The sequence below is a fragment of the Acidovorax sp. KPB24-07 genome (assembly GCF_057543315.1).
The window spans coordinates 1-13,622 of sequence record NZ_BAAJYS010000089.1 but is presented as its reverse complement, the minus strand read 5'-3'; the positions used below and the strand labels follow the sequence as shown (position 1 = coordinate 13,622).

Genomic DNA, 13,622 nt, shown 5'->3' with positions numbered 1-13,622 from the left:
AAGGCGATGCCGTCGATCACCGCCGTGATCTCGGCCATGCGACTGGCACCCTGCTGGATGGCCTCGACCGACTGCACCGCCCGGCCCATTGCCTGCGCGCCCGCATCGGCCGAGGTGCGTACCTGGGCCGCCTGCTGGTCCGCCGAGCGGGCGGTTTCGGCGTTCTGCTGCACTGTGGAGGACAGTTGTTCGACGCCCGCGGCGGTCTGCTCCAGATTGGCGGCCTGCTGCTCGGTGCGCTCGGCCAGCGCCCGGTTGTCCGCGGCCAGGCTTTCGCCGGCGTGGGCGACCAGCGCGGCATTGCTGCGGATGTCGGCCACCATCGACGACAGCATGAGCACCATGCGCTCCAGCAGGCCACCCAGTCGGGCCATTTCGTCCTGCCCCGCAATGCGCGGCCGCGCGCCCAGGTCGCCGCGCGCCGCGCTGTCCATGGCATGGGCCAGCACCGCGAGGTCGTCCGCCATGCCGCGGTGCATCGCCGCCGTCAGGTAGGCGACCAGACCGCTTCCGGCAGCGAACCACCACCAGCGGCCCTGCGTGGCCAGCGCCAAGGCCAGCATCGAAGCCAACGCGGTGCCCGACAGCAGCGCCATCTTGGCGGGCAGCGCCAGGCGGCGCATCAGCCGCACGCCCGGCCCCATTGGCGAAAATGAACCCATTCCGATGTCTCCCCAAGCGCTTTTAGTGCGCGAATGCTAAAGGCTGCGACTTACGCGCGATTGACGCGCGCCGAACCCGAAACCGTGCCACCGGCGGCGAACACGGCGCGCGCCGGCCCGTCTCCACCGCCCCGCCAACACCTTCCCAGGGCCATTGCGGGTGGGCGCGTACCCGGCGGAAGGCCGCGCTCCATCCACCATAATGGCGGCCCATGAACCCCCTGCTCTCCCACCTGCAGCCCTACCCCTTCGAGCGGCTGCGACAGCTCTTCGCGGGGGTCACGCCCCCCGCGTCGTACCGCGCCATCAGCCTCGGCATGGGGGAACCCCGCCACCCCACGCCTGCCTTCATCAAGGAAGCGCTCACCCAAAGCCTGTCGGGCCTGGCCAGCTACCCCGCCACGGCCGGCGAGCCGCGACTTCGCCAGGCCTGCGCCGACTGGATGCAGCGGCGCTACGGCCTGGCGGTGGACGCCGCCACCCAGGTGCTGCCCGTCAACGGATCGCGCGAGGCGCTATTCGCCTTCGCGCAGACCATCATCGACCCAACGCGCGCGGGCGCAACGGTGGTTTGCCCCAATCCCTTCTATCAAATCTACGAAGGCGCGGCGCTGCTGTCAGGCGCCACGCCCTACTACGCGCCCAGCGACCCGGCCCGCAACTTCGCCGTGGACTGGGACAGCGTGCCCGAGGGCGTCTGGCAGAACACGCAGCTGCTCTTCGTGTGTTCCCCGGGCAATCCGACAGGCGCGGTCATGCCGCTGGCCGAATGGCAAAAGCTCTTCGAGCTGAGCGACCGCCACGGCTTCGTCATCGCCTCGGACGAGTGCTACAGCGAGATCTACTTCCAGGGCGAGCCGCCGCTGGGCGGGCTGGAGGCCGCGGCCCAGCTCGGCCGCGCCGATTTCCGCAACCTGGTCGCCTTCACCAGCCTGTCCAAGCGCAGCAACGTGCCCGGCTTGCGCAGCGGCTTCGTGGCGGGCGATGCCCGGCTGATCCAGGCCTTCCTGCTCTACCGCACCTACCATGGCAGCGCCATGGGCCCGGCCGTGCAGGGCGCGAGCATCGCGGCCTGGAACGACGAGCAGCACGTGGACGAGAACCGCGCGCTCTACCGCCGCAAGTTCGAAGACGTCACGCCGCTGCTGGCCCGCGTGATGGACGTGGCGCTGCCCGACGCGGGCTTTTACCTCTGGGCCCGCGTGCCCGACGCCCTGGGCCTGACCGATGCGCAGTTCGCCCGCGAACTGCTCGCTCAATACAATGTGACGGTGCTGCCCGGCAGCTACCTCGCCCGCGAGGCCGGCGGCGTCAACCCCGGCGCGCAACGCATCCGCATGGCCCTGGTGGCCGAAGCCGAAGAATGCGTGGAGGCAGCCCAGCGCATCGTGCAATTCATCCAATCCCATCCCTGAACCGACCCATGACCCAACAACTTCAGACCCTCATCGACAACGCCTGGGACAACCGCGCCAGCCTCTCGCCCGCCGCGGCCCCCAAGGAGGTGCAGGATGCCGTGGAACACGTGATCGCCGAGCTGAACAACGGCAAGCTGCGCGTGGCCACGCGCGAAGGCGTCGGGCAGTGGACGGTGCACCAGTGGATCAAGAAGGCCGTGCTGCTGTCGTTCCGCCTCAAGGACAACGAAATCATGAAGGCCGGCGAGCTGGGCTTCTACGACAAGGTGCCCACGAAGTTCGGCCACCTGTCGGCCCAGGAAATGGCCGCCACCGGCGTGCGCGTGGTGCCCCCCGCCGTGGCGCGCCGCGGCAGCTACATCGCCAAGGGCGCCATCCTGATGCCCAGCTACGTGAACATCGGCGCCTACGTGGACGAAGGCACCATGGTCGATACCTGGGCCACCGTGGGCAGCTGCGCCCAGGTGGGCAAGAACGTCCACCTGTCCGGCGGCGTGGGGCTGGGCGGCGTGCTGGAGCCGCTGCAGGCCAACCCGACCATCATCGAGGACAACTGCTTCATCGGCGCGCGCTCGGAAATCGTCGAAGGCGTGATCGTGGAAGAGAACTCGGTCATCTCGATGGGCGTGTACATCGGTCAGAGCACCCCCATCTACGACCGCGCCACCGGCGAGACCAGCTTCGGCCGCGTGCCGGCCGGCTCGGTCGTGGTGAGCGGCAACCTGCCCAAAGACAATGGCCGCTACAGCATGTACGCCGCCATCATCGTCAAGAAGGTGGATGCCAAGACCCGCTCCACCACCAGCCTGAACGACCTGCTGCGCGACTGACAGCACCGCACGCCGCACCGCACCGCCCCGGATCCGATCCGCCCGTCCACCCGCGACCCGCACCCCGACGAACGAAAGAGCAATCCCCATGAGCACGATGGAACGGATTCTTCGACTGATGGCCGAAAAGCGGGCGTCGGACGTGTACCTGTCGGCCAACGCGCCGGCGCTGATCAAGATCAACGGCGAGTGCGTGCCGATCAACAGCCAGGTGCTTCCGGCCGACGCGCCGAAGAACCTGCTGGCCGAGATCGTCTCGCCCGACCGCATCGAGGAGCTGGAGGAAACCGGTGAACTCAACATGGGCGTGCCGCTCACCGGCGTCGGGCGCTTTCGCGTGAGCGCCATGCGCCAGCGCGGCAGCTACGCGGTGGTGATCCGCTTCATCGCGCAGCACATTCCGCCGCTGGCCTCGCTGAACCTGCCGCCGGTGCTGAGCGACCTCATCCTGGAAAAGCGCGGTCTGCTGCTGGTCGTCGGCGCCACGGGCTCGGGCAAGAGCACCACGCTCGCCTCGATGATCGACAGCCGCAACGAGCAACTCACCGGCCACATCCTGACCGTGGAAGACCCGGTGGAATACCAGTTCCGCAACAAGAAGTCGATCGTGAACCAGCGCGAGATCGGCGCCGACACGCAGTCGCTGCAGACCGCCCTGAAAAACGCCCTGCGCCAGGCGCCCGACGTGATCCTGATCGGCGAAATCCGCGACCGCGAGACCATGTCCGCAGCCATCGCCTATGCGCAGTCGGGGCACCTGTGCCTGGCCACCCTGCACGGCAACAACAGCTACCACGCGCTCAACCGGATTTTGAGCTTCTACCCCGTCGAGGTGCGCCCCACCATGCTGGGCGACCTGGGCTCGGCGCTCAAGGCCATCGTGTCGCAGCGCCTGGTGCGCACCCCGGCCGGCGACCGCGTGCCCGCCGTCGAGGTCATGCTCAACACCAAGCTGGTGGGCGACCTGATCGAGAAGGGCGACTTCTCGGGCGTGCGCGAAGCCATGGAAAAGTCCATGGCCGAAGGCTCTCAGACGTTCGAGGAGGCGCTGGCCCAGCTCATCCTCGAAGGCCGCATCGATCGCAAGGAAGGCATGGCCTATGCCGACTCGCCCACCAACCTGATGTGGCGGCTGCAGAACGATTTCTCCCTGGCTTCCAAGAACGCCAAAGCCCAGAGCGAGGCCGCGCGGGAAGAGGAAGACCAGCCGTCCTTCACCGAGATCGTGCTGGACGTCAAGCCGTCCTGACCTGCCCCGCCCTCCTTCGCCCGAACCGCCTGCCCACACGATGTCCCGAACCCTGCACTTGGCCGAACAGCTCATTGCCCGCCCCTCCATCACCCCGAACGACGCGGGCTGCCTGGAGCTGCTGGCCGACCGCCTTCGGCCGCTCGGCTTCGACTGCGAACGCATGGACAGCGGACCGGACGATTTCCGCGTCAGCAACCTGTGGGCAAAACGGCCCGCAGCGCAATCAGCACTAGGGCATGACGCTATCAAAACCATAGTATTCGCCGGCCACACCGATGTGGTGCCGACCGGCCCCGTCGAGCAATGGGGCAGCGATCCCTTCACGCCCATGCACCGCGGCGGCAAGCTCTATGGGCGCGGCGCGAGCGACATGAAGACCTCGATCGCCGCCTTCGTCGTCGCCGTGGAAGAGTTCCTGGCAGCCACGCCCCAGCCGGGCCTGCAGATCGCGTTCCTGCTCACCAGCGACGAAGAAGGCCCCTCGGTGGACGGCACCAAGGTGGTGGTCGATCGGCTCCGCGAGCGTGGCGAGGCGCTGCATTACTGCATCGTGGGTGAACCCACTTCAGTCGAGAAGACCGGCGACATGATCAAGAACGGCCGCCGCGGCACACTCAGCGGGCGGCTCACCGTGCGGGGCGTGCAGGGCCACATCGCCTACCCGCAACTGGCGCGCAACCCCATCCACCAGGCCCTCCCGGCGCTGGCCGAACTGGCCGCCATCCGCTGGGACGAGGGCAACGCCTTCTTTCCGCCCACCAGCTGGCAGATCAGCAACATGCACGGCGGCACGGGCGCGACCAACGTCATCCCGGGTGCGGTGGTGATCGACTTCAACTTCCGCTTTTCCACCGAATCGACGGCCGAGGGCCTGAAGCAGCGCGTGCATGCGCTGCTGGACCGCCACGGCCTCGAATACGGCCTGTCCTGGACCTTGGGCGGGCAGCCCTTTCTCACGGAGCCCGGCGAACTGGTGCGGGCCGTGCAGCAGGCGGTGCTGGATGAAACGGGCCTGGACACCGAGCTGTCCACCACCGGCGGCACCAGTGATGGGCGCTTCATCGCGCAGATCTGCCCGCAGGTGATCGAACTGGGCCCACCCAACGCCACCATCCACAAGATCGACGAGCACGTGGTCGTGGCCGACATCGAGCCGCTGAAGAACATCTACCGCCGCACGCTCGAGCATCTGAACGCACAGGCGGGCGCATGAGCGAAGCGGCGCAAACCACCGGGGCCCAGGTGCATGGCGACACGGTCGGCGCCCTGATCGCCTCCGGCACCGCGCGGCTGGAGGCCTCGGGCGTGGCCTTCGGTCACGGCACCGCCAATGCGCGCGACGAGGCTGTGTGGCTGGTGCTGTGGCGCCTGGGCATTGCCCTGGACGAGCCGCTGGACGATGGCCTGGAGCCCGTCTCCGCCCGCACCGTGGCTGCGGCCGATCAAGCCCGCGTGGCCGCGCTGTTCGAAGAGCGCATCGCCACCCGCAAACCCGCGGCCTACCTGACGCGCGAAGCGTGGCTGCAGGGCGTTCCGTTCTACGTGGACGAGCGGGCCATCGTGCCGCGCAGCTTCATCGCCGAACTGCTGGTGAATCCGCCACTGGACGGCGGCATCGACGGATTTTTGGGCGAGCAGACGCGGGCCGTGCTGGACCTGTGCACCGGCAACGGCAGCCTGGCCATCCTGGCGGCCATGGTCTATCTGGACGTGCAGGTCACCGGGGCCGACATCTCGCCTGACGCGCTGGCCGTGGCCCGCATCAATGTGGACAAGCACGGCCTGCAAGAGCGCGTGGCCTTGCAACAGTCCGACGGGCTGGACGCTGTGCCGGGCCCGTGGGACCTGATCCTCTGCAATCCCCCCTACGTGAATGCAAAGAGCATGGCGGCGCTGCCCCAGGAGTACCTTGCCGAGCCCGCACTGGCCCTGGCCGGTGGCCTGGATGGCATGGACTTCGTGCGCGGCCTGCTGGCGCAGGCGCCCGGCTGCATGAGCGAAGACGGCGTGCTGGTGCTGGAGATCGGCAACGAGCGCAGCCATTTCGAAGCCGCCTTTCCGGACCTGCCTGTGTTCTGGCTCGACACGAGCGCTGGCGAGGACCAGGTGCTGCTGATCACCCGCGAGGCACTGGTGGCACACCCGACCTGATTTCGCACTGCCGACCGGGGCGCCCAGGCGCCTGCACCCTTCGCGCGGGCCGCCGTTTGCGGCGCGCGCCGGGCTGGTGCTTGCCATCCAGCCCCCCGTTTTTTCTTCGGGCGTTTTTTGAACGCCTTTGCTGGTTCTTATCGATGATCACACTCAAAAACGTCACCTTGCGCCGCAGCGCCAAGGTCCTGCTCGACCGCGTCTCCGTCACCATCAACCCCGGAGAGAACGTGGGCCTGGTCGGGCGCAACGGCGCGGGCAAATCCAGCCTCTTCGCACTGCTCAACCGCACGCTGCACGAGGATGGCGGCGACTTCTTCATTCCACCGCAGTGGCGCATGGCCCAGGTCGCGCAGAACATGCCGGAGACCTCGGAATCGGCCACCGAATTCGTGCTCAACGGCGACACGCGACTGGCCGAACTGCGCCAGGCCTTGGTCCAGGCCGAGCAGGACGAGGACGGCATGGCCATCGCGCATGCCTATTCCGACCTGGCCGATGCGGGCGACCATGACGCCGTGCCGCGCGCCCAGGCGCTGATCCTGGGCCTGGGGTTCCGCGTGTCCGAGCTGGAACACCCCGTGAACAGCTTCTCCGGCGGCTGGCGCATGCGCCTGCAGTTGGCGCGGGCGCTGATGAGCCCCAGCGACCTGCTGCTGCTCGATGAACCCACCAACCACTTGGACCTGGACGCTCTGGTGTGGCTGGAAGCGTGGCTCAAGCGCTATGCCGGCACGCTGATCGTCATCAGCCATGACCGCGAATTCCTCGATGCCATCACCAACGTCACGTTGCAGATCGAGAACGCCCAACTGAACCGCTACGGCGGCAACTACAGCCGCTTCGAGGAACTGCGTGCCCAGCAGATCGAGCTGCAGCAGGCCTCGTTCGCCAAGCAGCAGGACAAGATCGCCCACCTGCAGAAGTTCATCGACCGCTTCAAGGCCAAGGCCAGCAAGGCCAAGCAGGCACAAAGCCGCGTCAAGGCGCTGGAGCGCATGGAAAAGATCGCGCCCCTGCTGGCCGAGGCGGAGTTCACTTTTGAATTCAAGGAGCCGGTCAACCTGCCCAACCCCATGCTGGCGATCAGCGACGCGTCGTTCGGGTACACGCCCGAGGAAGGCGAGCCGACGACCATCCTGCGGCATGTGAGCCGCTCCGTGCTGGCAGGCCAGCGCATCGGCATCCTGGGCGCGAACGGCCAGGGCAAGTCCACGCTGGTCAAAACCATCGCGCGCGAAATGAAGCCGCTGGCCGGCTCGGTCACCGAGGGCAAGGGCTTGTCCATCGGCTATTTCGCGCAGCAGGAACTGGACGTGCTGCGGCCTTCCGACAATCCGCTCGAGCACATGATCCGCCTGGCGAAGGAACTGGGCCCCAACGCCCGCGAGCCCAGCCGCGAGCAGGACCTGCGCAGCTACCTGGGCAGCTTCAATTTCTCCGGCGACATGGTCAAGCAATCGGTCGGCACGATGAGCGGTGGCGAAAAGGCCCGCCTGGTGCTGGCGATGATCGTCTGGCAGCGCCCCAACCTGCTGCTGCTGGACGAGCCTACCAACCACCTGGACCTGGCCACCCGCGAGGCGCTGTCCATGGCGCTCAACGAGTTCGAAGGCACCGTGATGCTGGTCAGCCATGACCGGGCATTGCTGCGGGCGGTGTGCGATGAATTCTGGCTGGTGGGACGCGGCGTGGTCGGCCCGTTCGACGGCGATCTGGACGATTACCAGCGCTACCTGCTGGAAGAATCCAAACGCCTGCGCGAGCAGGCCAAGGCGGCCGAGTCCGCGGCTTCGTCGGCACCCGTGGCGGTGGTGACCGCCGCGCCGGTGGCAGCGCCCGTTGCCCCTGCGCCTTCGGTGACGCCCGCGCCAGTGGCCGCTGCGCCCGTGGCGCGCGATGCGCGGGAGCAACGCAAGCTGGGTGCCCAGGCCCGGCAGCAGCTGGCCGAGAAAACCCGGCCCTTGAAGCGCGAGCTGGAGAAGGTCAACCAACGCTTGGCCGCGCTTACCGCCGAGAAAGCCGAGATCGAGGAACGCCTGACCCAGCCCCTGCCGCCGGCCGAAATCGCGGAAAACGGGCGTAGGCTGAAAGCCTGTGCCGATGAAACCGACCAGCTCGAAGAGCGCTGGCTGGAAATTTCATCTGAGGTGGAAACCCTCGAATCTCAAGCCGGCGAAGCGTAAAACCATGTAACCATTGCCACTGAATTCAGGTTTAGTGGCAAAGGGGGCCTCATTGATTAGCTACGTTTTTAGGAGCAAAAAAATTGCCGCCAACTGGTTGCGTTTTTTTGCATTCTTCTGTCAACGGGCCTTCCGGGCGGGGCGTTGTTCATCCATCACAGGAGATAACCGTATGACTACCACCGCTATCATGTCCGCCTGGCCCGAAGACGAACGCGACCGCAAGCGCGCACCGGCCCGCCTCTAAGGGCTGGCGCTTCGGCCCAGAAGGCTCAGGTCACTTCGACACCACAGCCTCCGCCAGCGCCTCCTTCCCTTCTCCCCCATTTCCTCCCCCCCAAATTGAAAAAACCCCGCCTCGGCGGGGTTTTTGTTGCCTTGACGGGTGCCGCGAAAAACGGCATCCGCCGTTCAGCCCATGTGCAGCCCGCCGTTGACCGAGAAATCGGCCCCCGTGGCGTAGCCGCCCTCTTCCGAGGCGAGCCAGGCGATGATCGATGCGATCTCGCTCGGTTCGCCCAGGCGTTTGACCGGAACCGTGGCCACGATCTTTTCCAGCACGTCGGGACGGATGGCTTTCACCATGTCGGTGCCGATGTAGCCCGGGCTCACGGTGTTCACCGTCACGCCCTTGGTCGCCAGTTCCTGCGCCAGCGCCATCGAAAAGCCGTGCATGCCGGCCTTGGCGGCGGAATAGTTGGTCTGGCCGGCCTGGCCCTTCTCGCCGTTCACGCTGCTGATGTTGATGATGCGGCCCCAGCCCTTTTCCACCATGTCGCCCACGACCTGTTTGGTCACGTTGAACATGCTGTTGAGGTTGGTTTCGATGACCGCATCCCAGTCTTCGCGCGACATCTTGAGGAACATGCGGTCGCGCGTGATGCCCGCGTTGTTCACCAGCACGTCGATGGTGCCGTGATCGGCTTTGGTGGCCGTGAAGGCCTCCACGGTGGAATCCCAGTCGCCGACATTGCCCACCGAGGCATAGAAGGTATAGCCCAGCGCCTTTTGCTCGGCCAGCCATTTGGCGTGGTCGCGCGTGGGCCCGCAGCCCGCGATGACCTTGAAACCATCCTTGTGCAAACGCTGGCAGATGGCCGTTCCGATGCCACCCATGCCCCCTGTGACATACGCTACTTTCTGGTTCATGTGAGTTCTCCTTATCAACGATTCACGCGAGCACTCTAACCAAGATTCCACGCCCGGCCGCTGAGGAAAACACCGAGCCACACAAATTTTGACAAAGCCGTGCGGGCCCCGCGTGCTATCAGAACCGCAGCAGCCACGCCGCAGGCAAAAAAAAGCCGCACCGAAGTGCGGCTTTTGGCTTGATGCAGCAGCGCGGTGGTCGAAGCACCGCGCGCCGCTCAGGCCCGCTCGACCGCCAGCGACACGCCCATGCCGCCGCCGATGCACAGGGCGGCCACGCCCTTCTTGGCGCCGCGGCGCTTCATCTCGTGCAGCAGTGTGACGAGCACGCGGCAGCCGGACGCTCCGATGGGGTGGCCGATGGCGATGGCGCCGCCGTTCACGTTCACCTTGGCGGCATCCAGGCCCAAAGCCTGGTTCACCGCGCAGGCCTGGGCGGCGAAGGCCTCGTTCAGCTCGAACAGGTCCACGTCGTCCGCGGTCCAGCCGGCGCGCTTCAGCGCCTTGCGGGTCGCCGACACCGGGCCCATGCCCATCGTGGCGGGATCCAGGCCGCTGGTGCCGTAGGACACGATGCGTGCCAGGGGCTCCAGGCCCAGTTCGGCGGCCTTCTTGGCGCTCATCATGACCACGGCGGCGGCGCCGTCGTTCAGGCCCGACGCATTGCCCGCGGTGACGGAGCCGGCCTTGTCGAAGGCCGGGCGCAGGCCCGACAGGGCTTGCGCATTGGTCTTGCGGTTGAGGTATTCGTCGGCGTTGAAGAGCACGGGGTCGCCCTTCTTCTGCGCCAGGCTGACGGTCACGATCTCATCGGCGAACTTGCCGGCGTCCTGTGCCGCGGCGGCCTTCTGCTGGCTGCCCAGGGCCAGCGCGTCCTGCTGCTCGCGGGTGATGCCATGTTCCTTGGCCACGTTCTCGGCGGTGATGCCCATGTGGTACTGGTTGTACACGTCCCACAGGCCGTCGACGATCATGGTGTCGGTCATCTTCCAGTCGCCCATGCGCTGGCCTTCGCGCGAGCCATTGAGCACGTGGGGCGACAGGCTCATGTTCTCCTGGCCGCCGGCCACCACGATCTCGCTGTCGCCCGTGGCGATGGCCTGGGCGGCCAGCATGACGGCCTTCAGGCCCGAGCCGCAGACGGCGTTGATGGTGAGGGCGGGGGTTTCCTTGGCCACGCCGGCCTTCATCATGGCCTGGCGCGCGGGGTTCTGGCCGACGCCGGCCGTCAGCACCTGGCCCATGATGACTTCACCGACCTGGTCCAGCGGCACCTTGGCGCGGGCCAGGGCCTCCTTGATGACGATGGCGCCCAGTTCGGTGGCGGGGGTCTTGGCGAGCGCGCCGCCGAACTTGCCCACGGCCGTGCGAACGGCGGAAACGATGACGATGTCTTCCATATCAGTCCTTTTTGTGCAGAAACGGGAATCTTGAAATCGGGGAGCCCTGCGGGCCGCGGCGCGCCCGTGCGGCCGATTGTGTCAGCCGCACGGCACACACACTGCGGCGTCAGGCTTTTTGCTTGACGTAGCGCCCCGGCGCCGGTTCGGTGGCCTTGAAACGCGTGCCGCGGCCATAGGCCTTGGGCGCCGCGACCAGCTTGCCCGCATGGCCCTTGAGCCAGCGCGACCAGTCGGTCCACCAGCTGCCAGGGTGCTCGGTGGCGCCCTTGAGCCATTCGTCGAGCGTGCCGGGCAACTGGCCGTCCTCGCGCAGCCAGTGGCTGCGCTTTTTCTTGGCGGGCGGGTTGATCACGCCGGCGATGTGGCCGGACGCGCCCATCGCGAAGCGCTTCTTGCCCGGCAGCACCTGGGTGGAGGCATACGCCGCGTCGATGGGCACGATGTGGTCTTCGCGCGAGCCGTAGATGTACACCGGCAGATCCACGAGGTTCAGGTCGATGGCCTCGCCGCACACCGTGAGCCGGCCGGGCCGCACCAGGTTGTTCTCGAGGTAGAAGTTGCGCAGGTACCAGGCATAGAAGGGCCCGGGCAGATTGGTGCTGTCGCTGTTCCAGTAGAGCAGGTCGAACGGCGGCGGCGTCTCGCCCTTGAGGTAGTTGCCCACCACGTAGTTCCACACCAGATCGTTGGGCCGCAGGAAGCTGAACGTGGAGGCCAGGTCCTGCCCCTTCATCATGCCGCCCTTCCCCATCTGCAGCTCGCGGAACTGCACGAACGCCTCGTCGATGAACACGTCCAGGATGCCGGTGTTGGAAAAGTCGATGAGCGTGGTGAGGAAGGTGGCGCTCGCCACCGGCTCTTCGCCGCGCGCGGCCAGCACGGCCAGCGCATTGCTCAGGATGGTGCCGCCCACGCAGAAACCCAGGGCGTTGATCTGCGCCGCGCCGGTGATGTCCTGCACCGTGCCGATGGCGGCCAGCGCGCCCTGTTGCACATAGTCGTCCCAGGTTTGATGGGCCAGCGAATCGTCCGGATTGCGCCAGCTCACGACGAAGGTGCGGTGCCCCTCGCTCACCGCATGGCGGATCAGCGAGTTCTCGGGCTGCAGGTCGAGGATATAGAACTTGTTGATGCACGGCGGCACCATGAGGAAGGGCCGCTCGTGCACCTTGTCCGTGAGCGGCTTGTATTCGATGAGCTGGAACAGCGCGTTTTCGAACACGACCGCCCCCTCGGTGGTGGCCACGTTGCGGCCGACTTCGAACAGGCTTTCGTCGGTCATCGAGACGTGGCCCTGGCGCAGGTCGTGCAGTAGGTTGGCCACGCCCTTGGCGATGCTCTCGCCTTGCGTTTCGATGGCTTTCTTCTGGGCCTCGGCATTGAAGGCGAGGAAGTTGCTGGGCGCCATGGCGGCCATCCATTGCTCCACGCCGAACCGGATGCGCGCGCGGGTCTTGGCATCGGCTTCGACCGCATCGACCAGGCCCATGAGGGTGCGCGCGTTGAGCAGGTAGGCCGCCGCCGAGAAGGCGGCCACGGGGTTCTGGGCCCAGGCCTCGCCGCTGAAACGGCGGTCCGCGCTGGCATTGGCCTGCGCCCCCTGCGTCCACAGCGCGGTGGCCTCCTTCACATACTGCTGCTGCAGGGCCGCGAGCTTTTCGGGGGCGAACTGCACCGAAGCAGCAGGCGCCTTGGCGAAGGCGCCGGCAGCGCCCGCCGGGGCGGCCTGCTGGAAAGCCTGCATCGCCTGGGTCCAGCCCTTGCCCAGCATTTGCTGGAACTGCTGGAATGCCTGGGGGTCCGCTCCCCAGGGTGCTTCAGAATCCGCCATGTTCGTCTCCTCCACAAGAATATGCATGGCCGCGTCAGGGGCGGACCATTGCGGCCATTGTTGCCGAGCGGCGAGCACCGTGGCAACGCCGCTTGCCTTTTTTCACCAACTGCCTTCCAACCCAGGCCCTCACATGTATCTCGTTGTCATTGGATGGCTGTATGTCACGCTGCTGATGGCGGTGGCCGAAGCCATGGCCCCGAACGGCACGGTGCTTGGCGCCCTCATCACCTTCGCCCTCTACGGGCTGCTGCCCATGTCGATCGTGGTGTACATCCTGGGCACGCCGGGCCGCAAACGCGCGATCCATGCGCGGCAGCTGGCCGAGCGCGAGGCCGCGCAGGCGGCAGCCGCAGGGCAGACGCCCGCCCCCACGCCAGCGCCGACATCAGCCGCCGACGGCGCGGTCGAGCCAGATGCAGGCGGCGAAGCGCCCGCTGCCACCGAAGGCGCTGCCGTACCGGTGCGAAAAGAACCGTGACGGCTGGCACACGGTGCACCACGCGGCGCTGCCGTCATTGCCGTGGACGCGGTCCACGCCCAGGGATTGCAGCCGCTGCCGCGCCAGGCCGGCCAGATCGGCGAGGTATTTGCCTCCGCCCTGCGGGCTGAAATGCCGGTCGGCCGCAGGCAGGGCGTCGCAGAACGCGGCGCGCACTTCCGGGCCCACTTCGAACGCCGTCGGGCCGATGCAGGGGCCCAGCCAGGCGATGCAATCAGCCCGGGAGTCGGCCCGGGAG

Annotated in this window: 12 protein-coding genes; 7 read left to right on the top strand and 5 right to left on the bottom strand. The window is 67.0% G+C overall.

Features of this window, described 5'->3' with window-relative positions; translation table 11 throughout:
• Positions 1-662: methyl-accepting chemotaxis protein (locus AC27IQ_RS11800; RefSeq protein WP_487089583.1), on the bottom strand; the 662-nt coding region annotated here is incomplete at its 3' end.
• 212 nt (positions 663-874) lie between these two features.
• Between AC27IQ_RS11800 and dapC the strand changes: the two genes are divergently transcribed.
• The 6 genes from dapC (at position 875) to AC27IQ_RS11770 (ending at position 8,499) form a co-directional block, all read left to right on the top strand.
• Positions 875-2,077: a succinyldiaminopimelate transaminase gene (gene dapC, locus AC27IQ_RS11795; protein ID WP_487089582.1), complete on the top strand. Its 1,203-nt coding sequence runs from the start codon at positions 875-877 to the stop codon at positions 2,075-2,077.
• A gap of 8 nt (positions 2,078-2,085) precedes the next feature.
• Complete coding sequence (dapD, locus tag AC27IQ_RS11790; protein WP_272569511.1) at positions 2,086-2,910, top strand: 2,3,4,5-tetrahydropyridine-2,6-dicarboxylate N-succinyltransferase; 825 nt, start codon at positions 2,086-2,088, stop codon at positions 2,908-2,910.
• 88 nt (positions 2,911-2,998) lie between these two features.
• A complete protein-coding gene (locus tag AC27IQ_RS11785; protein ID WP_284431151.1) occupies positions 2,999-4,159 on the top strand; it encodes a PilT/PilU family type 4a pilus ATPase in 1,161 nt (386 codons plus the stop codon).
• Between the two features lie 40 nt (positions 4,160-4,199).
• The gene (gene dapE / locus AC27IQ_RS11780; protein ID WP_317355350.1) at positions 4,200-5,375 is read left to right on the top strand and encodes a succinyl-diaminopimelate desuccinylase; all 1,176 of its coding nucleotides are present in this window, start codon (positions 4,200-4,202) and stop codon (positions 5,373-5,375) included.
• A complete protein-coding gene (gene prmB / locus AC27IQ_RS11775; RefSeq protein ID WP_487089581.1) occupies positions 5,372-6,313 on the top strand; it encodes a 50S ribosomal protein L3 N(5)-glutamine methyltransferase in 942 nt (313 codons plus the stop codon). The genes dapE and prmB overlap by 4 nt, the downstream gene beginning before the upstream one ends.
• A gap of 143 nt (positions 6,314-6,456) precedes the next feature.
• Positions 6,457-8,499, top strand: coding sequence for an ABC-F family ATP-binding cassette domain-containing protein (locus AC27IQ_RS11770; RefSeq protein WP_284431154.1), 2,043 nt, complete (start codon positions 6,457-6,459; stop codon positions 8,497-8,499).
• A 411-nt stretch (positions 8,500-8,910) separates the two neighbouring features.
• On the opposite strand, the gene phbB is transcribed toward AC27IQ_RS11770, so the two are convergent.
• The 3 genes from phbB to AC27IQ_RS11755 form a co-directional block, all read right to left on the bottom strand.
• The gene (gene phbB, locus AC27IQ_RS11765; protein ID WP_284404332.1) at positions 8,911-9,648 is read right to left on the bottom strand and encodes an acetoacetyl-CoA reductase; all 738 of its coding nucleotides are present in this window, start codon (positions 9,646-9,648) and stop codon (positions 8,911-8,913) included.
• A gap of 218 nt (positions 9,649-9,866) precedes the next feature.
• Positions 9,867-11,048: an acetyl-CoA C-acetyltransferase gene (locus AC27IQ_RS11760; RefSeq protein ID WP_487089580.1), complete on the bottom strand. Its 1,182-nt coding sequence runs from the start codon at positions 11,046-11,048 to the stop codon at positions 9,867-9,869.
• Positions 11,049-11,157: 109 nt separating this feature from the next.
• Positions 11,158-12,882 carry a PHA/PHB synthase family protein gene (locus AC27IQ_RS11755; RefSeq protein ID WP_487089579.1) on the bottom strand — a complete coding sequence of 575 codons (1,725 nt, stop codon included), beginning with the start codon at positions 12,880-12,882 and terminating at the stop codon, positions 11,158-11,160.
• Between the two features lie 133 nt (positions 12,883-13,015).
• Between AC27IQ_RS11755 and AC27IQ_RS11750 the strand changes: the two genes are divergently transcribed.
• Positions 13,016-13,363: a hypothetical protein gene (locus AC27IQ_RS11750; protein WP_487089578.1), complete on the top strand. Its 348-nt coding sequence runs from the start codon at positions 13,016-13,018 to the stop codon at positions 13,361-13,363.
• On the opposite strand, the gene AC27IQ_RS11745 is transcribed toward AC27IQ_RS11750, so the two are convergent.
• Positions 13,271-13,622 (bottom strand): laccase domain-containing protein (locus AC27IQ_RS11745; protein ID WP_487089577.1); only part of this gene is annotated, 352 nt, incomplete at its 5' end. The genes AC27IQ_RS11750 and AC27IQ_RS11745 overlap by 93 nt on opposite strands.

Bases quoted from the DNA above. Each gene is read 5' to 3' on its own strand.
- dapD (WP_272569511.1), top strand. From the start codon at position 2,086: ATGACCCAACAACTTCAGACCCTCATCGACAACGCCTGGGACAACCGC.
- AC27IQ_RS11755 (WP_487089579.1), bottom strand. From the start codon at position 12,882: ATGGCGGATTCTGAAGCACCCTGGGGAGCGGACCCCCAGGCATTCCAG.
- dapC (WP_487089582.1), top strand. From the start codon at position 875: ATGAACCCCCTGCTCTCCCACCTGCAGCCCTACCCCTTCGAGCGGCTG.
- phbB (WP_284404332.1), bottom strand. From the start codon at position 9,648: ATGAACCAGAAAGTAGCGTATGTCACAGGGGGCATGGGTGGCATCGGA.
- dapE (WP_317355350.1), top strand. From the start codon at position 4,200: ATGTCCCGAACCCTGCACTTGGCCGAACAGCTCATTGCCCGCCCCTCC.
- AC27IQ_RS11785 (WP_284431151.1), top strand. From the start codon at position 2,999: ATGAGCACGATGGAACGGATTCTTCGACTGATGGCCGAAAAGCGGGCG.
- AC27IQ_RS11770 (WP_284431154.1), top strand. From the start codon at position 6,457: ATGATCACACTCAAAAACGTCACCTTGCGCCGCAGCGCCAAGGTCCTG.
- AC27IQ_RS11760 (WP_487089580.1), bottom strand. From the start codon at position 11,048: ATGGAAGACATCGTCATCGTTTCCGCCGTTCGCACGGCCGTGGGCAAG.
- AC27IQ_RS11750 (WP_487089578.1), top strand. From the start codon at position 13,016: ATGTATCTCGTTGTCATTGGATGGCTGTATGTCACGCTGCTGATGGCG.
- prmB (WP_487089581.1), top strand. From the start codon at position 5,372: ATGAGCGAAGCGGCGCAAACCACCGGGGCCCAGGTGCATGGCGACACG.